This is a genomic window from Enterococcus timonensis, from assembly GCF_900104595.1.
Lineage (GTDB): Bacteria > Bacillota > Bacilli > Lactobacillales > Enterococcaceae > Enterococcus_J > Enterococcus_J timonensis.
In genome coordinates, this window is the sequence record NZ_FNVY01000003.1 from 25,353 (window position 1) to 45,005 (window position 19,653).

The 19,653-nt window shown below is 38.8% G+C and carries 19 protein-coding genes; 16 read left to right on the forward strand and 3 right to left on the reverse strand.

The genetic code is table 11. The features are described from left to right. Nucleotides 1–216 precede the first annotated feature (216 nt). The 9 genes from dnaN to rpsR all read left to right on the forward strand — a co-directional run bounded on the left by dnaN (nt 217) and on the right by rpsR (nt 9,461). Nucleotides 217–1,344, forward strand: a complete 1,128-nt coding sequence (gene dnaN, locus BQ5341_RS01955) for a DNA polymerase III subunit beta (protein WP_071130399.1) — start codon at nt 217–219, stop codon at nt 1,342–1,344. 184 nt (nt 1,345–1,528) lie between these two features. Beyond that, nucleotides 1,529–1,777 (forward strand): P-loop NTPase family protein, encoded by a 249-nt coding sequence (locus tag BQ5341_RS01960; protein WP_071130400.1) that lies wholly within the window; start codon nt 1,529–1,531, stop codon nt 1,775–1,777. 251 nt (nt 1,778–2,028) lie between these two features. After that, a complete protein-coding gene (gene yaaA / locus BQ5341_RS01965) occupies nt 2,029–2,289 on the forward strand; it encodes a S4 domain-containing protein YaaA (protein WP_071130401.1) in 261 nt (86 codons plus the stop codon). After that, nucleotides 2,286–3,392 carry a DNA replication/repair protein RecF gene (gene recF / locus BQ5341_RS01970; RefSeq protein WP_071130402.1) on the forward strand — a complete coding sequence of 369 codons (1,107 nt, stop codon included), beginning with the start codon at nt 2,286–2,288 and terminating at the stop codon, nt 3,390–3,392. The genes yaaA and recF overlap by 4 nt, the downstream gene beginning before the upstream one ends. Beyond that, nucleotides 3,389–5,488: a DNA topoisomerase (ATP-hydrolyzing) subunit B gene (gene gyrB / locus BQ5341_RS01975; protein WP_235836357.1), complete on the forward strand. Its 2,100-nt coding sequence runs from the start codon at nt 3,389–3,391 to the stop codon at nt 5,486–5,488. Before recF ends, gyrB begins: the two co-directional genes overlap by 4 nt. 21 nt (nt 5,489–5,509) lie before the next feature. Further along, on the forward strand, nt 5,510–8,140 hold the full coding sequence (gyrA, locus tag BQ5341_RS01980; RefSeq protein ID WP_083378560.1) for a DNA gyrase subunit A: 2,631 nt from the start codon (nt 5,510–5,512) through the stop codon (nt 8,138–8,140). 209 nt (nt 8,141–8,349) lie between these two features. Next, the gene (rpsF, locus tag BQ5341_RS01985; protein WP_071130403.1) at nt 8,350–8,646 is read left to right on the forward strand and encodes a 30S ribosomal protein S6; all 297 of its coding nucleotides are present in this window, start codon (nt 8,350–8,352) and stop codon (nt 8,644–8,646) included. A gap of 42 nt (nt 8,647–8,688) precedes the next feature. After that, a complete protein-coding gene (gene ssb, locus BQ5341_RS01990; RefSeq protein WP_071130404.1) occupies nt 8,689–9,198 on the forward strand; it encodes a single-stranded DNA-binding protein in 510 nt (169 codons plus the stop codon). 17 nt (nt 9,199–9,215) lie between these two features. After that, on the forward strand, nt 9,216–9,461 hold the full coding sequence (gene rpsR / locus BQ5341_RS01995; RefSeq protein WP_071130405.1) for a 30S ribosomal protein S18: 246 nt from the start codon (nt 9,216–9,218) through the stop codon (nt 9,459–9,461). A 160-nt stretch (nt 9,462–9,621) separates the two neighbouring features. On the opposite strand, the gene BQ5341_RS02000 is transcribed toward rpsR, so the two are convergent. The 3 genes from BQ5341_RS02000 to BQ5341_RS02015 all read right to left on the reverse strand — a co-directional run bounded on the left by BQ5341_RS02000 (nt 9,622) and on the right by BQ5341_RS02015 (nt 11,321). Then, nucleotides 9,622–9,810, reverse strand: a complete 189-nt coding sequence (locus BQ5341_RS02000; protein WP_071130406.1) for a hypothetical protein — start codon at nt 9,808–9,810, stop codon at nt 9,622–9,624. Nucleotides 9,811–10,283: 473 nt separating this feature from the next. Next, nucleotides 10,284–10,916: a CPBP family glutamic-type intramembrane protease gene (locus tag BQ5341_RS02010; RefSeq protein ID WP_071130408.1), complete on the reverse strand. Its 633-nt coding sequence runs from the start codon at nt 10,914–10,916 to the stop codon at nt 10,284–10,286. A gap of 45 nt (nt 10,917–10,961) precedes the next feature. Continuing rightward, a complete protein-coding gene (locus BQ5341_RS02015) occupies nt 10,962–11,321 on the reverse strand; it encodes a hypothetical protein (protein WP_071130409.1) in 360 nt (119 codons plus the stop codon). Between the two features lie 906 nt (nt 11,322–12,227). On the opposite strand from BQ5341_RS02015, the gene BQ5341_RS02025 reads away from it, so the two are divergent. The 7 genes from BQ5341_RS02025 to BQ5341_RS02055 all read left to right on the forward strand — a co-directional run bounded on the left by BQ5341_RS02025 (nt 12,228) and on the right by BQ5341_RS02055 (nt 19,340). Beyond that, nucleotides 12,228–13,109, forward strand: coding sequence for a helix-turn-helix transcriptional regulator (locus BQ5341_RS02025; protein ID WP_071130411.1), 882 nt, complete (start codon nt 12,228–12,230; stop codon nt 13,107–13,109). 59 nt (nt 13,110–13,168) lie between these two features. Then, nucleotides 13,169–15,127 carry a DHH family phosphoesterase gene (locus BQ5341_RS02030; protein ID WP_071130412.1) on the forward strand — a complete coding sequence of 653 codons (1,959 nt, stop codon included), beginning with the start codon at nt 13,169–13,171 and terminating at the stop codon, nt 15,125–15,127. 50 nt (nt 15,128–15,177) lie between these two features. After that, nucleotides 15,178–15,630: a 50S ribosomal protein L9 gene (gene rplI / locus BQ5341_RS02035; protein ID WP_071130413.1), complete on the forward strand. Its 453-nt coding sequence runs from the start codon at nt 15,178–15,180 to the stop codon at nt 15,628–15,630. Between the two features lie 170 nt (nt 15,631–15,800). Beyond that, nucleotides 15,801–16,010, forward strand: a complete 210-nt coding sequence (locus tag BQ5341_RS02040; RefSeq protein WP_071130414.1) for a hypothetical protein — start codon at nt 15,801–15,803, stop codon at nt 16,008–16,010. 22 nt (nt 16,011–16,032) lie between these two features. Next, nucleotides 16,033–16,248, forward strand: a complete 216-nt coding sequence (locus BQ5341_RS02045) for a DUF2922 domain-containing protein (protein WP_071130415.1) — start codon at nt 16,033–16,035, stop codon at nt 16,246–16,248. A 242-nt stretch (nt 16,249–16,490) separates the two neighbouring features. Next, entirely contained in the window at nt 16,491–17,855 is a 1,365-nt protein-coding gene (dnaB, locus tag BQ5341_RS02050) for a replicative DNA helicase (RefSeq protein ID WP_071130416.1), read from the forward strand. 192 nt (nt 17,856–18,047) lie between these two features. Beyond that, nucleotides 18,048–19,340: an adenylosuccinate synthase gene (locus tag BQ5341_RS02055; protein ID WP_071130417.1), complete on the forward strand. Its 1,293-nt coding sequence runs from the start codon at nt 18,048–18,050 to the stop codon at nt 19,338–19,340. The last annotated feature ends 313 nt before the right edge of the window (nt 19,341–19,653 follow it).

A 19,653-nucleotide genomic window follows, 5' to 3' on the forward strand; every position in this document is an offset into this window, starting at 1 on the left:
GTGGAAAAGTCTTATCTCCACTTACCCGCGCCAACTTTTCCCCAACATCCACCGTGCCTACTACTACTACTATTTTTTTATTATTAATTAAAAGTCCAAGTTCTTAAAAATTTGCTTACGCTGAAGATTAAAAACGAAAGTCAAACGAAGCAAAGAAATTGAACTCGCATTTATTTTGTAGTTATTCTTATCATTTATTTTAAAGGAGTGTTTCATTTGAAAGTTACTGTCAAACGATCGATTTTTATGCAAGAGTTGCAAACTGTTCAACGGGCTATTTCCTCCAAGACGACGATTCCGATTTTAACCGGGGTTAAAATTGTTTTTAGTAAAGAAGGAATTCATCTTACGGGGAGCAACACCGATATTTCCATTGAAACCTTACTAAAGCTCGACGATGAAAAAGCGCAAATGGATATGGAATCCACCGGTGAAATTGTTTTACAAGCACGTTTCTTTTCAGAAATTATTCGCCGCTTGCCGGAAGAATTTTTCACTTTTGAAGTTACTGATAACAATCAAGTCAAAATCACTTCCGGAAAAGCTGAATTTGTCGTTAACGGACTAGATGCTGAAAATTATCCTCATCTGCCGGTGATCGATTCTGCCAACCAAGTGGAAATGGAAGCTGGCATGCTGAGCCAATTAATTGCTGAAACAGGTTTTGCCGTTAGCCAACATGAAAGTCGCCCGATTTTAACGGGGATTCATTTTACGTTAGCCGATCAATTGTTAACCGCGGTCGCTACTGACTCTCATCGCTTAAGCCAACGCCGCCTAACTTTAGCTAGTGATTTGAATTTTAATATTGTAATCCCTGGAAAAAGTTTAGTGGAATTGTCACGTTCATTTCTTGATGATCATCAAATCGTCGAAATGGCCATTATGGAAAACCAAGTCTTGTTCAAAACAGAAAATATGTATTTTTACTCCCGCTTACTAGAAGGAAATTATCCTGACACGGCGCGCTTAATTCCTAACAGCTTCAGCACCGAAGCAACTTTTACCCGCGTTGAACTCGCTCAAGCGATTGAGCGTGCTTCTTTATTGAGTCATGAAGGTCGCAATAATATTGTTAAATTGTCGATTAATGACGAGCGGATTTTACTTTCCGGCAATTCCCCTGAAGTCGGCTACGTGGAAGAAGAATTGAATTATATTAAAGTTTCTGGCGATCCGCTAGAGATTTCTTTCAATCCTGATTACATGAAAGACGCGCTGCGGGCATTTTCCGCTAATGAAATTGACGTTCATTTCCTTTCAGCCGTTCGCCCATTCACTTTAGAACCAGTGACTGAAGATCTTGACTTTGTCCAGTTGATTACACCAGTACGAACGAATTAATTATAAGTACAAAAAAGTTCCCCGTTGATTTTTTCAACAGGGAACTTTTTTAATTTTAAGATAAAAAATTTTTTGAAAATCAGTCACCCGCAATCGTGAAAACGAGAACTGGTGGCTATTTCAATGTCCTAGATATTGTTTTAGTTCTGGATAGTATTTCCGAGAAATAGGCAAGAGTTGTCCATTGCTTAATTGGATCGTCCTTTTTCCTTTATTGCGGCAAGCAAAAATTATTTTAGCCGATGAAATCACCGCCGCTTTAGACGCAGAAAATAGTCAAGCACTGCGAAATATTTTATTGTCTTTACCGCAAACAGTGATTGAAATTGCACATCATTATTCAAACAAGCAAGATTATGATTTTATTTGGCAACTGAAAGAGCAAAAAATTAGCCAAAGCCAACAGACAGACCAGTTTGCTGGAGATTACTAATAATTGAAAAAGCAGAGGAAAATATTCTACTATTTTTCTCTGCTTTTTTTTATAATTTATTCAAGAGTGAATTACTAAAATTTAGCGCCAAGTTAAAATTTCGCAAAAAAAAGGGGATTATAGCTTTTTTTTATAAAATCGAGATATTTTATCAAAAGCTAAAAAAAGAGAAATACTCCCCGAAAATTTGAATTTCTCTGAAAAATGAGCTATAATAGTAGTATATGATTTTTGCCCAAAGGAGGCCGAGAATGAAAAAAAATTATGTCTTATTGAGCGAATTTATTACCTTGGGCCAATTACTGAAAGACGTTAGCGCTATTCAAAGCGGCGGACAAGCCAAATGGTATTTGCGCGAAAATACGGTTTTTGTCGATGGTGAACCGGAAGATCGTCGGGGCCGCAAAATTTATGCTGGGATGATGGTGGAGTTACCTGATGAAGGTACTTTTTTTGTGGTGAAAAATGACGGAACCACGCCTGAGTCTGCCTCTGATCCAAACGAAGAATGAAGTTAACACAGTTACAACTGGAAAATTTCCGCAATTATTCGCAGTTGAATTTACATTTTCCTAACTCCTTGAATATTTTTCTTGGAGAAAATGCGCAAGGCAAGACGAATATTTTAGAAGCGATTTATGTGTTGGCGATGTCGCGTTCTCATCGGACCACCAACGAAAAGGAATTAATTGCCTGGCAAAAAAATTCCGCCCGCATTTTAGGGACCATCGAGAAAAAAAATACCACTTTGCCGCTGGAAATTCAGTTAACCAACAAAGGACGAAAAACAAAAGTCAATCACCTGGAGCAAAAAAGACTAAGTGATTACATAGGACATCTTAATGTGATTTTATTTGCCCCAGAAGATTTAGCGCTAGTAAAAGGTGGACCGGCCCAGCGCCGACGCTTCATTGATATGGAGCTTGGCCAAATTTCGCCGGTCTATCTTTATGAATTGGTGAAGTACAATCGATTATTAAAACAGCGTAACGCTATGTTAAAGCAAGAAAAATTCGATCAACTCCTTTTAGATGTTTTAACAGAAGAGTTTGTCAAAAGTGGCGTCATTATTTTGCAGCAGCGTTTGCGGTTTTTAAAAAAATTAGAGCAATGGGCGCAAAAAATGCACGGCGCTATTTCCCCGCAAGAAGTTTTAACTTTTGAGTATGCACCAAGTTTTTCATTTGAAAGTAGCGAAACCAAAGCTTTAACGGAACAATTTACCGCCGCTTTAAAGCAAAAAAAATCGCAAGAACAATTTCGCCACACCACATTAATTGGTCCCCATCGCGATGATTTATTATTTTTAATTAATGAACGCAATGTCCAAACGTTTGGCTCGCAAGGTCAACAACGGACTACCGCTCTTTCGGTGAAACTGGCGGAAATTGATTTAATGAAAGAAATTCTCGGCGAATATCCGATTTTATTATTAGATGACGTGATGAGTGAACTTGACGACTCACGCCAAATGCATTTGCTAGAAACAATTGAAGGACGGGTGCAAACTTTCCTAACCACCACCACACTCGCCCACCTCAAAAAAAATTTAACCGTGCAACCAGATATTTTTACTGTTTCACATGGAACAATTGAAAGGCAGGGAACATTTTGACAGAAGAAGAAAAAAATTTAAATGAAGAAATGCAATCAAGCGAATCAACTGAAACTCAAGAAGTCACCGGAGAAATCACTGAAGAAGTTACCGATGAATCAACCGCAGAAGAAACAGTCGTAGAAACAGCTGAAGAAAAAGCCGCCGCTGAAGAAGCTGCCAAAGAATTAACTGAACGAGCTAAAGAATATGACGCCAGCCAAATTCAAGTTTTAGAAGGATTGGAAGCCGTCCGCAAACGTCCTGGGATGTATATTGGTGCCACGAGTAGCGAAGGGTTGCATCATTTGGTTTGGGAAATTGTCGACAACTCCATCGATGAAGCTTTAGCTGGATTCTCCAAAGAAATTAATGTCACCGTTGAACACGACGGCTCAATTACCGTCGTCGATGATGGCCGCGGAATTCCAGTGGGGATTCAAGCGAAAACTGGTCGACCTGCTGTGGAAACTGTCTTTACGGTATTGCACGCCGGCGGTAAATTTGGCGGCGGGGGCTATAAAGTTTCCGGTGGACTCCACGGGGTGGGCTCGTCTGTTGTTAATGCTTTATCGACCCAGTTGGATGTGAAAGTGTACAACGGCGGAAAAATTTATTATCAAGTGTTTCACCAAGGAAAAGTGGCCGCTGATCTGAAAATTATCGGCGATACTACTCGTCACGGTACGACTGTTCACTTTATTCCCGATCCAGAAATTTTTAAAGAAACTACCGAATTTGATTTTAATAAATTATCCGTTCGTATTCGCGAACTCGCCTTTTTAAATCGCGGTTTGAAAATCTCAATTGAAGATTTACGTCCCGAAGAAACAGTTAAAAAGGTTTATCATTACGAAGGCGGAATTAAAAGTTACGTCGGTTACCTTAATGAAAATAAACCAGTAATTTTTCCCGAACCTATTTATTTAGAAGGCGAACAACAAGATATCGTGGTGGAAGTGTCCATGCAATATACCGAGGGCTACCACACGAATATTATGAGTTTTGCTAATAATATTCACACGTATGAAGGCGGGACCCACGAGTTTGGGTTCAAGACGGCTTTAACGCGAGTGATTAATGATTATGCCAAAAAAGCCAAATTAATTAAAGAAAATGAAGAAAATCTTAGCGGTGAAGATGTGCGTGAAGGATTGACGGCGGTTATTTCCATTAAACATCCTGATCCTCAATTTGAAGGACAAACGAAAACGAAACTCGGCAACTCCGAAGTTCGTACGGTTACTGATCGCTTGTTCTCGGAACATTTTGCTAAATTCTTGATGGAAAATCCAGCAGTCGGCCGCAAAATTGTCGAAAAAGGAATGCTCGCCTCTCGTGCTCGTCTTGCTGCTAAGCGCGCGCGGGAAGTAACTCGTCGTAAATCAGCGCTAGAAATTTCTAATTTGCCAGGAAAATTGGCCGATTGCTCTTCTAATGATGCGACACGTTCTGAATTATTTATTGTCGAAGGAGATTCCGCCGGTGGTTCAGCTAAACAAGGTCGTGATCGGGAAATCCAAGCCATTTTGCCAATTCGCGGTAAAATTTTAAATGTTGAAAAAGCCAGCATGGATAAAATTTTAGCCAATGAAGAAATTCGTTCATTATTTACAGCGATGGGTACTGGTTTTGGTGCTGATTTTGATGTGGCGAAAGCTCGTTACCACAAATTAGTTATTATGACCGATGCCGATGTGGATGGCGCGCATATTCGGACGCTGTTGTTAACTTTATTTTATCGTTACATGCGTCCAGTGGTGGAAGCCGGCTACGTTTATATTGCCCAACCGCCTCTTTACGGAGTGAAACAAGGGAAAAATATTACTTATATTCCTTCTGGTAAAGATGCCGATGAAAAATTGGCAGACGTACTAGCTAATTTGCCTAAATCACCAAAAGCTTCCGTTCAACGGTACAAAGGTTTAGGAGAAATGGACTTCCATCAATTGTGGGAAACGACTATGGATCCAGAAAATCGGATTATGGCCCGCGTTTCAGTAGAAGATGCGATTGAAGCTGACCAAGTGTTTGATATGTTGATGGGTGATCGAGTAGAACCTCGTCGTCAATTTATCGAAGAAAATGCTCATTACGTGAAAAACTTAGATATTTAATAAAGGAGGAATTTATTTTTCATGGCTGAAGAAGAAAAACGCGAAAATATTCAAGACGTCAATTTAGCAAGTGAGATGAAGGAATCCTTTATCGACTATGCCATGTCCGTTATCGTCGCTCGGGCTCTGCCTGATGTTCGTGACGGATTGAAGCCAGTTCACCGCCGTATTTTGTACGGGATGAGTGAACTTGGTGTGACTCCTGACAAAGCCCACAAAAAATCGGCGCGTATTGTTGGGGATGTTATGGGTAAGTATCATCCACACGGTGACTCGGCGATTTATGAATCAATGGTGCGGATGGCTCAACCATTTAGTTATCGCAATATGTTAGTTGATGGCCACGGGAACTTTGGCTCAGTCGATGGCGATGGCGCTGCGGCGATGCGTTATACCGAAGCGCGGATGAGTAAAATTGCGCTAGAATTATTGCGGGATTTAAATAAAGATACTGTTGATTTTACCGATAACTATGACGGTAGTGAAAGAGAACCGGTTGTCTTACCTGCTCGTTTTCCCAATTTATTAGTCAATGGCGCTACTGGGATTGCCGTTGGGATGGCGACAAATATTCCACCGCATAATTTAAGTGAAGTTATTTCGGCGATTCATTTGTTAATGGATAATCCTGATGTGACAACAGCTGAACTAATGGACGTTTTACCGGGGCCTGATTTTCCAACGGGCGGCTTAGTCATGGGTAAATCTGGTATTCGTCGCGCTTATGAAACCGGGAGAGGATCAATTACCGTTCGGGCCAAAGTTGAAATCGAACAAATGGCTAACGGCAAAGAACGGATTTTAGTGACCGAGTTACCTTACATGGTCAATAAAGCCCGTTTAATTGAACGGATTTCAGATTTACACCGAGAGAAAAAAATCGAAGGTATCACGACTTTGCGCGATGAATCTAGTCGTAAAGGAATGCGGATTTTGATTGAAACGCGCCGCGATGTCTCCGCTTCAGTGCTTTTAAATAATTTATACAAATTAACAAGCTTGCAAACTTCTTTTGGCTTTAATATGTTAGCAATTGTTGACGGCGTGCCAAAAATTTTGAGCCTCAAAGAAATGCTTTATTATTATGTTGAGCATCAAAAAGAAGTTATCACTCGTCGGACCGTCTTTGATAAAAATAAAGCTGAAGCTCGCGCTCATATTTTAGAAGGTTTACGGATTGCGCTAGATCATATTGACGAAATTATTCATATTATTCGTGCTAGCAACACCGATGAAGTCGCAAAAAATGCTTTAATTGAACGCTTTGAATTTTCTGATCGCCAAGCGCAAGCTATTTTAGATATGCGTTTACGCCGTTTAACCGGTTTGGAACGAGATAAAATCGAAGAAGAATATCAAAACTTATTAACTTTGATTGAAGATTTGACGGATATTTTAGCCAAACCAGAACGCGTGCAACAAATTATTAACGACGAACTTCTAGAAATTAAAGAAAAATACGGCGATCCACGTCGGACCGAACTTTTAGTCGGCGAAGTATTATCTTTAGAAGATGAAGATTTGATTGAAGAAGAAGAAGTGGTAGTCACTTTAACGAATAATGGCTACATTAAACGCGTTTCCCAAACAGAATTCCGTTCGCAACGTCGCGGCGGTCGTGGCGTTCAAGGGATGGGCATGCACGATGATGATTTTATTAAAATTTTATTGTCGGCTTCCACGCATGACACCCTCCTCTTTTTCACCGATAACGGGAAAGTTTATAAAGCAAAAGGGTACGAAATTCCTGAATATTCCCGAACAGCTAAAGGAATTCCGATTATTAATTTATTAGGTATTGATAATCAAGAAAAAATCCAAGCGATTATTGCCGTTCGTGGCCACAACAATCAAGACGAACAATATTTGTTCTTTACGACTAAACTTGGGACAGTGAAACGGACCAGCGCTTCAGCGTTTGCCAATATTCGTCAGTCTGGTTTGATTGCGATTAATTTGCGGGAAAATGATCAATTGGTTTCTGTCATGTCAACGATAGGTCAAGATATAATTTTGATTGGGACGCACAATGGTTATTCCGTCACCTTTAAAGAAACTGACGTCCGTGATATGGGCCGAAGTGCTGCTGGGGTTCGAGGGATTCGTTTGCGCGAGGGCGATTATGTCGTTGGCGCGGATATTCTCACGGAAGATAGCCAAGTTCTTGTGATTACCGAAAATGGTTACGGCAAAAAAACTAAAGCTAGCGAATATCCTGTGAAAGGTCGCGGCGGTAAAGGAATTAAGACCGCTAATATTACTGAAAAAAATGGACCGTTAGCCGGTATTGCCACCGTCGATGGTTCGGAAGATATTTTAGCGATTAGTAATAATGGTGTAATTATTCGTTTCGGTGTCGATTCCGTTTCCCAAACTGGTCGCGCTACTTTAGGTGTACGTTTGATGCGGATGGAACAAGATGCAAAAATTGCTACTATGGCCGTTACACCAAAAGAAGAAGACAGTGAAGAAACTGAAACGCTTGAAGAAAAACCGGCTACAACTGAAGAATTTCTCACTGAAAATACCGAGAGCAGAGAATTTGAAAAACAAGAATTCGTAACTGATATTGCTGAAGTAGCGGAAGTCGATGTGGAAAATCAAGCAGATGATCTTGATGAAACAAACACTGACAATCAAAGCGAAGAATAAATAAATTAAAAGATGTGTCCAAGAAATTTGGCACATCTTTTTTTTCTTTTGTATTAGTTGGCGTATCTTTTTATAAGCCCGAAAAATTCGGCTGAAATTTATTTGCGTAAAAGATAGTTTTAGCGTATAATTGGAACTTGTGAGTAGTCGAAAAGACGCTCTCTCTGCTCTTTTTAAAGAGCCAAAGTCCATAGGGAGGTGAAAAATCAATGGAACAAACGAAATATGAAGTTACGTATATCATTCGTCCAAACATTGATGAAGAAGCAAAAACTGCATTGGTAGAACGTTTTGATGCAGTCTTAACAGACAACGGTTCAGAAATCGTTGAATCAAAAGATTGGCAAAAACGTCGTCTAGCGTATGAAATTAATAATTTCAGCGAAGGCATCTATCATATCGTCAAAGTTTCTGCATCAAATGCTGCAGGCATCGATGAATTTGACCGTTTAGCTAAAATCAACGACGATATTCTTCGTCACATGATTGTCAAAGAAGAAGTTTAAAAAAATTGTTTCTTGTGAAGCAAAGACAAAGGAGATGTTGAGATGATTAACAATGTTGTCTTAGTTGGTCGCCTGACCAAAGATCCTGATTTACGTTACACACCAGCGGGAGCTGCTGTAGCTACGTTCACGTTAGCAGTCAATCGTAATTTTACCGATAAAAGCGGTAATCGCGAAGCTGACTTTATTCAATGTGTTATTTGGCGGAAATCTGCTGAATTGATGGCGAATATGGCACGCAAAGGGACGCTTGTAGGTATCGTTGGTCGGATTCAAACCCGTAACTACGATAATCAACAAGGTCAACGCGTCTATGTGACCGAAGTTGTGGCTGATTCTTTCCAATTGTTGGAAAGCAAATCGCAAAGTGAACAACGCAGTCCAGGTTCCAATAGTAATGCGAACTATAGTAATAATAATAGTAACAACTCAAACAATAATTTTAATCAAACATCCCCTAAAAATGAAATGCCAGATTTCTCTCGAGATGTTGATCCTTTTGGAAATGACGGATCGACTGTTGACATCTCAGATGACGATTTACCATTTTAAAATAGGAGGAAAACTACATGGCCCAAGTACAACGTCGCGGCGGCGGCCGTCGTCGGAAAAAAGTCGACTACATCGCAGCCAATCATATTGAATATATTGATTACAAAAATATCGATTTATTGAATCGTTTCATCTCAGAACGTGGAAAAATTTTGCCACGTCGGGTTACTGGCACAAGTGCTAAAAACCAACGGATGATTACTATTGCAATCAAACGCGCTCGCATCATGGCTTTATTACCATTTGTCGGCGAAGAACAATAATTCTAAAGCAAAAGAGCAACTCTTCATTGAGTTGCTCTTTTTTTGATTCATTTTCGATTTAGATTAAGTACGGTAGAAAATAGTTGTTCATCTAAAATTTTTGGAATTTTTTTATTTAGTCAAGGATAGTTTTATGTTGAAAAAGTAACTTATTAGCCAGTTATTCTTTCGGTTTCTCTTTTGGTTTCTCTTTATTGACGGAAATTATAAAAGATCCGATGATGACACCAATGGAAATAATCATTAAAAAAACGAGTGGAACGCGGGACGACACCCGATATTCTAAGATAAAAAACCACTGGAGTTCCAATAAAAAAGTGACTAATCCAACAAATGCATATTTTAACATCTTCATTCCTCCTAAATTTTGATGAGATAAACTATTTTACAGGCCTTTTTTAACCAAAAAAGTCTAGAACGCTATTTCCATAAAAACCGTCTTGAAAAACCAGCAGATTTTCTTTGCTATTGCGAGTCCTCTTTTTTATCCTCCTTAATGATTTTTCTAATTAATAGTATTAAATATACTGCAGCAAAAGTAAAATAGAGGAGCGACCACAGCCAAAATGGTGAAAATATCGCTTTTAGGATTCTCCCTAAGAGACCAAACAAAATTATAGGTAGTAGAAAGAGTAAGAATTTTTTCATGACTTTACATCGTCTTCCATTGAGGTTACAGTGGTAATCGAATTAGTATCGGCACTCACTACCGCAGTTAATGAAGGAGCAACTGTGGAAAATAGAGATAGAGTAACGACCGAACTCATAATTATTTGTTTGTATTTGTTTGTCAGCATAAAAAATCTCCTCGCCCCTGTTATTTTAGAAAAAATTTGTTAAAAAAAGTAAAGCGCCACTACAGACAACTGTGCCAAAAATCCCATAGAAGATATTTTTGCTGCGGTAATAGATGAAGCTTTGCATAAGAGAAAAAGCAGCGAATCCCAACAGCAACCAAATATTTCCGTCAACCCATGCCGAAAGACTATCGGCAAAAATTAAAGCGAAAATGACACTGATTAGTCCGGCGACATACTTATTTTCCACTTGTTCTAATGGTAGGAAACGGAAAATAATTTCACTCATGAGAGGAAAAAGAATCAAAAAGTTTAAATATGCCACGGCGTTGGTTGGACCAGTAATGCCTTGCACATCAAAGAACAAGTAATAAACTAACGAAGAAATCCCCATAAAAATAACTGGCAGTACAATTGAATAGTGGAAAATTTTTTTAAGTTGAATCTTTTGGAGACTCGCCCATAAATCCTCTTGCCAAATCACTGCGGATAGAAACACTGTTGAGAGGCGAAAATATAAAAAATCATGAGCCACTAAATGCTGAAAAATGCCTGGTGAAAGTTTTCCATATTGTAAATAAAAATAAAATCCCAGCCAGACGAGAAGAAACACAACATTTTTTAAACTGTTTTTGCTTTTTACTTGGCTAATTTCCATGATACCCTCCTTTATTTTTGGCTATACTCAGTAAATATTTTTTTATCAATCTTCAGAAAAATATATATTGACTGCTTGCCATCCTTGGAAGATAAGGATGGCACCAATGACGAATGTTCTAAGGTCAAACCAGCCACTTTCGGAGGTTACTTGTATAAAAAGGCTAAGTAAGCTAAGCAATCCACCGAGAATATAGATGATTGAACTAGTTTGTTGTGCGGTCAGATCTTTTTGATCAGGAGCTGTATAGTACCAAAAAAAAGCCAAAAAAATACCAAGTCCTAACCAAATCCAACTTAAGTTAAGAACAGCGGAAAATAAACCTTCATCAAAAATTTTTAGAAGAATATTTAATCCACTGAAAAGCGCCACGTTTGCTGCAACAGCACTCCCGATTTTTTTCATCGAATACAACCCCTTTCATTTAACCTGAGTATAGCGCTTAAAAAATTAATTACAAGGTCAATTTTGGCAAATGTCAAGAACTTCGGCATTAAAATTTTGAATTTTCTTTATTTCTATATAGCGCCAATCTAAACGCAGGGCAATATAATTACAAACTAAAAAAAGCAGCGCACAACTGATATATCCGATAATTGCTACTGGGAACTTTTTCATTGTGTCTTCTTGCTAGAGCAGTTTTGGAATAGATTTTATTTTCTTTTTCTTAAAAAGTTTCGGATAAGTGGTGGTAGGTATTTAACAAGGAGTACGATAACAGTAATCGTACCAAGAAGAACGATTTGTAAAATAAGCATGGCGAGGATCCTTTAAAAAAATCCAAGGCGAACTTTGAGAAGGTTACCTTGGATTTTTGATTAGTAAATAGCGATGAAGTATGAATAAATTTTTTGTGAAGTAGTCGTGAAGTAAGGAAACAAAATGAGGACTCATTAGCGAGAGTGCTCATTTTTATCCTCCTTAATGTTTTTTTTAACTTTTATTATTGAATATACTGCGCCAAAAGTAAAATAGAGGATCGTCCAAAGCCAAGATAATTTTGGAAAATGGTCGTTGACGATGCTCATAACAATAGCCGATAAATATATAGGTATCAGTGAAATCCATAATTTTTTATTCATTTTTTTCTACCTTTGCTAAAAGCGCCACGTTTGCTGCAACAGCACTCCCAGTTTTTTTCATAGAATACAAACCCTTTCATTTAACCTGAGTATAGCGCTTAAAAAATTAATTGCAAGGACAATTTTGGCAAATGTCAAGAACTTCGGCATTAAAATTTAAATTTTCTTTATTTTAGAAAAAATTTCAGTATAATTGAGGTAACGGAAAGACAGGGAGGGGATTAGTGAGATGGAGCACGGAAAAATTATTAGTCAGTTGCGAAAAAATCACGGAATTACTCAAGAACAATTGTGCCAGGGAATTTGTTCCAGACAAACTTTAATGAGTATTGAAAGTGATGGTAGGAATATTCGGCATGATTTATTAGCTGCTTTTTTAAAAAAAATGTACATTGCTTGGGATGAGTATGAATTTATTTGCAATGACTATCAAAATTCTCCTGAAAACCAAGCCTATCAGTTATTACTAAAAAAAATGACGGATGGAAAAGTCCAGTTCCCCCAAGATGTTAATGTGTTTAAAAAGAAATACCAAGAGACGCAAAAAATTGAATATTTAACGATGACCTTATTGGCAGCGAAAAGTGCAGCTGCCAATTTATCTATCGAAATGTCGACAATGAGTTTAGAAAAAGAAATATTCATCATCAAACAATATCTCAAGCACGCCAAAAATTTGGGCCGTTTTGAATTGGGGATGATGGCAAATATTCTTTTTATTTTTGAGATGGAAGAGTTGAAAGAAGATTATGGAAATCTCCAACTAAAAATCCAAAAATTTTCGCAATTAAGATATTCTGAAGATTATCTGTTTGTTTTTTATAGTAATCTGATTAACTGGTCGATTAGTCGAGACCAGTGGGATTTTGCACGTCGAGTTCAAGGTGATCTTCAAAAATTTCTCCAGCCGAAACCTAGGCAATATTTTGTTTATGAAAATCTTGTCAGCGAATTCTATACCTTACTGTTGGCAAGTTATAATCTGACTAATGATCCAGCTGATTTCACGGAGCATTTAGCATTTGTCAATCGCTTTGTGGGGGAAAATCGTGGGGCGATGTATGCTAAAGCAATTCAGCAGATGGAAAATTGGCGCAAAAACCAAAATTGAAGAATTTCTCCGATTGGCTCAAGATATGATAAAATGAAGTGTGTTTGAGAGGAGCTATGATGGATAAAAAAGTACGAAAACAATTTTTACTGAGTGTCCTTTTGACGATTTTGCTAGAAGTGGTGACCGTGGTCTGGTTACCGACTTGGCAAATCAAGGTACTCCTAATTATGATGATCAACTTGCTTTTGGCCGTCAGTATTTATCGAGTCATTAAACTGTTGCATCAGTCTAATGAAGAAAGAATAAAAATCGCCACAGCCAGAGCAGAAGAAGGAATCACTTCGGCGGTGAATACTTTGCCAGTAGGAATTATTGCCTACGACAGTAAAAATCGACTGCAGTGGGCCAACCCTTATGCGATTTTACAATTGGGAGAGTCAGAATATTTAAAAACGACTGCAGGAATGGCGGAGCTCATTGCCGTAAGCGAAAAAAATAAACCGTACTTAACTTATGAAGCGCGGGATTACTTGGTGGTGAAAGATACTGAGAATCAGTTGCTTTATTTTCAAGAGATTACTCGGGAAAATGAGTTGCGGCAAAAAAATCTCGAATCGCGTTTAGTAATTGGTATTTTGGCCTTAGACAATTATGATGAAGTCACCGATAAGATGGATGAAAAAGAAATTTCTTATTTAAATAGTTTTTTGACCACTTATATTTCTGATTGGATGAACGAGCATCAAGTGTTCTACAAGCGAATCAATTCTGAGCGTTACTTTTTTTCTTGTCAGTATCAGGATTTAGAAGTGATGATGGAGAAAAAATTTGATTTGTTAGACATTATGCGTAAAGCAACCAATGAACAAGCTGTGCCGATTACAATTTCCATGGGGATTGCTTATGGCACGGAAAATCCGGAAAAAATTGGGGCCGGCGCGCAAAGTAATTTGGATATGGCTTTGGTGCGTGGTGGCGATCAAGTGGTAGTTAAAGAAGAAGCGGAAAATAGTAAAGCTCAGTATTTCGGTGGGAAAACTTCTTCGAATATTAAACGAACCCGGGTCCGCTCTCGAGCAATCGGGACAGCTCTTGGTGAATTGATGGATGCGGCAGACTCGGTGTTTATTATGGGACATAATTATCCAGATATGGATGTGATTGGCGCCGCATTTGGTGTAGCCGCTTTGGCGGGATTTCATGAAAAAGCTTCTTGGGTAGTGATTGACCCAGCGAAAATGATTCCCGATGTGGAAAAAGCATTGAAGGAAATTCAAAAATATCCTGAGTTGGCTAAAAAAATTGTTACCCCGCAAGAAGCAATGCAACGAAAAAGTACAAATTCATTGTTAGTAATGGTGGATTACAATCGGCCGAGCCTTTCTGTTTCGCCGGCGGTTTATGAATCTTTTGAAAGAGTAGCGGTCATTGATCATCATCGGCGGGGCGAGGAATTTCCAAAGTCGCCGTTACTCGTTTATTTAGAATCATCGGCTTCATCGGCTTCTGAGCTGGTGGCAGAATTAATTGATTTTCAAGATGATCGGCGCCATCAAATTACAAAATTAGAAGCAACACTATTGTATGGTGGGATGGTAGTGGACACGAAGAGCTTTAAAGTTCGCACCACTTCCCGAACATTTGATATTGCTAGTTTTTTGAAGGCAAAAGGCGCGGATCTTAGTCTGGCGGAATATTTATTGAGTTCCGATTTGCAAAGTTATTTAGATATGAGTCGTTTGATTAGTAAAACGGAATACATTACTAAAGATATTGTAATTGTTACCGGCAAAGAAGATCAATCTTACGACCCAGTGACCGCCGCCAAAGCTGCTGATACTTTATTAGGTCTGCAAGATATTCATGCTTCATTTGTGATTACGAAAAGGACGGATGGGCAAGTGGGGATTTCTGCTCGGAGCAACGGATCGGTTAATGTGCAAGTGATTATGGAAGATCTCGGCGGCGGTGGTCATTTTACGAATGCTGCGGTACAATTAAAGACGAGCGTTGCTGACGCCAAGGAGCAATTATTGGCCGTCATTGAAAAAAATAAAGAGAATCAAAGTAATTAAGAAGTGAATGAAAAAATGAACGAAAAAGTTGTCGAAAAGGAGTGTCTTAAATGAAAGTTATTTTTTTAGAAGACGTTAAAGGTAAAGGAAAAAAAGGGCAAGTCAAAGAAGTGGCTACCGGTTATGCGCAAAATTATTTGTTGAAAAATAATCTCGCCAAAGAAGCTAATAATTCCAGCTTGAGCCAACTTTCCGCGCAACAAAAAGCGCAAGAAAAACACGAAGCTGAAATTTTAGCTGAAGCGCAACAATTAAAAGCGACTTTAGAAGATGAAAAAACCGTCGTTAAAATTACCGCTAAATCTGGTGAAGACGGCCGCTTGTTTGGCTCGATTCCTTCCAAACAAATTGCCCAAGCTTTAGAAAAACAATTCGGCGTCATCATCGACAAACGCAAACTTGAACTCGATCATCCATTGCGGACGTTAGGACTCGCCGATGTGCCAGTGAAATTGCACCCAGCAGTTACCGCTAAATTACGCGTCCAAGTCGTTGAACAATAAAATACGAAAAAATCAAAAGACCAACGAAAAAGAAAAATTTTTCGTTGGTCTTTTTTTTATTGGAAAAAAAGATGAAAAAAATTTTTTTAAAATGGAACACTTTGGCAGGGCTATTTCGTATCAATAGGTGTAGAGGCCACTACAACAAAAAAATTTGAGGAGGAAATAGTATGATTGAAGTATTTAATGGAGCCAAAGTGGAAGTGTATTTGCAAGTTGCCGGGAGCGAAAAGAGCGTTAAGGAATCTTTTTCCGATGTGACTGAAGGTGCGGATGGTGAAAAATTATTGGATTTTGCAGCGATTATGGCGGACCTTGCTCCTACTAGTCACTCGCTAAATTATGCAGTCGGTCATGTTGCTACGCGCTTTATGCGCTAAAAAAATTAGAGGAGGAAAAAAAATGTCAAAAAAATTAAAATTAGTATTTAAAGATTCATTAGGAAAAACGTCCACCTTAGCACCAGCGATTTCTGATGTCTTGCTGGATGCCGAAGTGGTGGAAAATAGTATGCAGGCCATTTCAGCCTTAGAACTTTTTGAAAAAGATGCCGTCTTGAAATACGCCACCCCCGTTTCAGCTAACTATACTGAAACGATTGTTACACCCATTTTTTAAACGAGCAAAAAGAAGAAACCGCCGATAAATTTCGGCGGTTTCTTCTTTTGTAATGAAAGAAAAATTTTAATGCCGAAGTTCTTGACATTGGGAGAAATTGGCATGGAAAGATTATACATAAAAAATCTCCAGTGAAACAAATTTATTTTTCATAGATATTATTCTTTTTATATTGGAGGCCTGCATTGTACTTTTGAGCAAATTCTTATACAATGAAGACAAACATTTAAAGGAGCGAGATTGTGAACGAAGCATTTGAAGAGCGGATTCCACCGCAAAATTTGGAAGCAGAACAAGCGGTTTTAGGTTCGATTTTCTTAGATGCTGATCGCTTAGTTGAAGCTAGCGAATACATTACCGCTGATGATTTTTACAAACGGAGCCATCGTTTGATTTTCCAAGCTATGTTGAGTCTCAATGATCGCAACGAGGCCATCGATGTGGTGACTTTGAAAAATCAATTGGAACAGGCTAATCAGTTAGAAGATATTGGCGGGATTTCTTATTTGTCCGAATTGGCATTGGCAGTACCCACCGCAGCCAACGTTGTCTATTACGCCAAAATTGTCGAAGAAAAATCATTGTTGCGCAACTTAATTTCCACCGCTACGGCCATTGTCCAAGAAGGATACAGCCAAGAAGATGGCGTGGAAAATATTTTAGATGAAGCTGAACGAAAAATTTTAGAAGTATCTGAGCGTCGCAATCGTTCAGGATTTTTATTAATTCGCGATGTTTTAAATACGGCGATTGCTAACATCGACCGCTTATATCAAAATGACGAAGAAATCACCGGATTGCCCACGGGTTATTTGGCGCTAGATAAAATGACCGCCGGCTTGCAGCCGGATGAATTAATTATTTTAGCGGCGCGACCTGCTGTAGGGAAAACGGCCTTTGCGCTTAATATTGCTCAAAATGTCGGAACGAAAACGGATAAAGCAGTGGCGATTTTTAGTTTGGAAATGGGAGCTGAATCTTTAGTCAATCGGATGCTTTGTGCAGAAGGATCTATTGAAGCCAGCCACTTGCGGACCGGACAACTTTCAGAAATCGAATGGCAAAGTTTGATTGTTGCCATGGGTTCATTATCGCGAGCCAATATTTATATTGATGATACGCCGGGAATTAAAGTGGCTGAAATCCGGGCGAAATGTCGGAAGCTGGCACAAGAAAAAGGAAATCTCGGTTTAGTTGTGATTGATTATTTACAATTAATAGAAGGAACTGGTCGGGAAAATCGTCAACAAGAAGTTTCAGAAATTTCGCGGCAATTAAAAAAAATCGCCAAAGAATTACATGTGCCCGTGATTGCTTTGTCTCAGCTTTCTCGTTCAGTTGAGCAGCGGCAAGATAAAAAACCAGTGCTTTCTGATATTCGTGAATCTGGATCAATTGAACAAGATGCTGATATCGTGGCTTTCTTGTATCGGGAAGATTATTATGAGCGTGAAGGCGAGGACGAAGAAGAAAGTTCTGGCCGGGAAAATATTGTCGAAGTCATTATTGAAAAAAACCGAAGCGGCGCCCGCGGGACTGTCGAGTTGTTATTTATCAAAGAATATAATAAATTTTCTTCGATTTCTAATATGCAAGAAGCGTATTAAAGATAATAATTTAAAACCAACAAGTAGCAGGAAAGACTTGTTGGTTTTTTTTGTGTGTATTTTTTATTTTTGGAAAATGTTCGTGTTTTGGTGTTTTTATTTAATTTAAAAAAATAATCATTCGAAAATAAGTTGAAATTTAGTGTCGTTTCCGTTAGAATATATATGTTTGAAAGACGAAGGAGTGAAGTAATGTCATCAGTTGTTGTAGTCGGAACCCAGTGGGGCGATGAAGGAAAAGGAAAAATTACTGATTTTTTAAGTGAAAATGCCGAAGTGATTGCGCGTTATCAAGGCGGCGACAATGCCGGCCATACGATTCAATTTAATGGCGTGACTTATAAATTGCATTTGATTCCGTCAGGGATTTTTTATCCAGAAAAAATTTCGGTGATTGGTAACGGTGTTGTCGTCAATCCCAAATCATTAGTTTCCGAATTAAAATATTTACACGATCATGGTGTTACTACCGATAATTTGCGGATTTCTGATCGGGCGCACGTTATTTTGCCATATCATATTTTATTGGATCAACTGCAAGAAGATAGCAAAGGCGATCAAAAAATCGGCACAACAATTAAAGGCATTGGGCCCGCTTATATGGACAAAGCTGCCCGCGTTGGTATTCGAATTGCTGATTTGTTGGACAAAGAAATTTTTGCTGAGCGTTTAGAAATTAATTTGAAAGAAAAAAATCGCGTCTTCATGCGGATGTATGATCATGCGCCATTTAATTTTGAAGATATTTTTGAAGAATATTATCAATACGGTCAAGAAATTAAAAAATATGTCACTGATACGTCGGTGATTTTAAATGATGCGTTGGATTTAGGCAAGCGAGTTTTGTTTGAAGGGGCGCAAGGCGTGATGTTGGATATCGATCAAGGGACGTATCCATTTGTCACCAGTAGTAATCCGGTGGCAGGCGGCGTGACGATTGGTTCCGGCGTTGGTCCTTCCAAAATAAATAAAGTCGTCGGCGTCTGCAAAGCTTATACATCGCGCGTGGGCGATGGTCCATTTCCAACTGAATTAAATGACGAAATCGGCCAACAAATTCGCGAAGTCGGTCACGAATATGGCACAACTACCGGTCGTCCGCGCCGCGTGGGTTGGTTTGATACAGTGGTGATGCGCCATTCAAAACGAGTTTCTGGGATTACGAATCTTGCGCTGAATTCGATTGACGTTCTGACAGGTCTTGAAACGGTAAAAATTTGTACAGCTTACGAATTAGATGGAGAATTGATTTATCATTATCCTGCAAGCTTGAAAGTTTTGGCCCGCTGCAAACCAGTTTACGAAGAGCTTCCTGGTTGGACAGAAGATATTACCGGCTGCAAAACTTTGGCCGAGCTTCCCGAAAATGCCCGTAACTATGTTCATCGTGTGACCGAACTAGTTAATGTGCGAATTTCAACATTTTCAGTCGGCCCCGACCGCAACCAAACCAACGTCTTAGAAAGCGTCTGGGCACAAATTTAAAAAAAGGTTGTGAAAAAAACGTTATGGGGCGTAGAGAATTAGGACAATGGTGGATGACTGCAAAGCAGTCAGGAAGGATTGTTTCTATTTTCCAAGCCATTGTTCAAAACACACCGTCAAATAAGGTTATTTCCAAAGCATCAAAATTTTAAAACTTAACAGGAAAAAATTCGAGTCTCAATTCGCTTGGCGAAAAGACTCGAATTTTTTATTTTTCTAAAAAACAATTACAATTTATTTTCGCAAGTCAGAAATATTTCTCAAATGCTGTTTTATTCGTTATAATGAGTTGGTCAGGATTAGTCAAGGTTGT

Coding starts and splice junctions, on each gene's coding strand:
- BQ5341_RS02030 (WP_071130412.1), top strand. CDS start 13,169: ATGGATAAAAAAGTACGAAAACAATTTTTACTGAGTGTCCTTTTGACG.
- rplI (WP_071130413.1), top strand. CDS start 15,178: ATGAAAGTTATTTTTTTAGAAGACGTTAAAGGTAAAGGAAAAAAAGGG.
- gyrA (WP_083378560.1), top strand. CDS start 5,510: ATGGCTGAAGAAGAAAAACGCGAAAATATTCAAGACGTCAATTTAGCA.
- BQ5341_RS02040 (WP_071130414.1), top strand. CDS start 15,801: ATGATTGAAGTATTTAATGGAGCCAAAGTGGAAGTGTATTTGCAAGTT.
- recF (WP_071130402.1), top strand. CDS start 2,286: ATGAAGTTAACACAGTTACAACTGGAAAATTTCCGCAATTATTCGCAG.
- BQ5341_RS02025 (WP_071130411.1), top strand. CDS start 12,228: ATGGAGCACGGAAAAATTATTAGTCAGTTGCGAAAAAATCACGGAATT.
- BQ5341_RS02000 (WP_071130406.1), bottom strand. CDS start 9,810: ATGTTAAAATATGCATTTGTTGGATTAGTCACTTTTTTATTGGAACTC.
- rpsF (WP_071130403.1), top strand. CDS start 8,350: ATGGAACAAACGAAATATGAAGTTACGTATATCATTCGTCCAAACATT.
- BQ5341_RS02045 (WP_071130415.1), top strand. CDS start 16,033: ATGTCAAAAAAATTAAAATTAGTATTTAAAGATTCATTAGGAAAAACG.
- BQ5341_RS02055 (WP_071130417.1), top strand. CDS start 18,048: ATGTCATCAGTTGTTGTAGTCGGAACCCAGTGGGGCGATGAAGGAAAA.
- BQ5341_RS02015 (WP_071130409.1), bottom strand. CDS start 11,321: ATGAAAAAAATCGGGAGTGCTGTTGCAGCAAACGTGGCGCTTTTCAGT.
- rpsR (WP_071130405.1), top strand. CDS start 9,216: ATGGCCCAAGTACAACGTCGCGGCGGCGGCCGTCGTCGGAAAAAAGTC.
- BQ5341_RS02010 (WP_071130408.1), bottom strand. CDS start 10,916: ATGGAAATTAGCCAAGTAAAAAGCAAAAACAGTTTAAAAAATGTTGTG.
- ssb (WP_071130404.1), top strand. CDS start 8,689: ATGATTAACAATGTTGTCTTAGTTGGTCGCCTGACCAAAGATCCTGAT.
- yaaA (WP_071130401.1), top strand. CDS start 2,029: ATGAAAAAAAATTATGTCTTATTGAGCGAATTTATTACCTTGGGCCAA.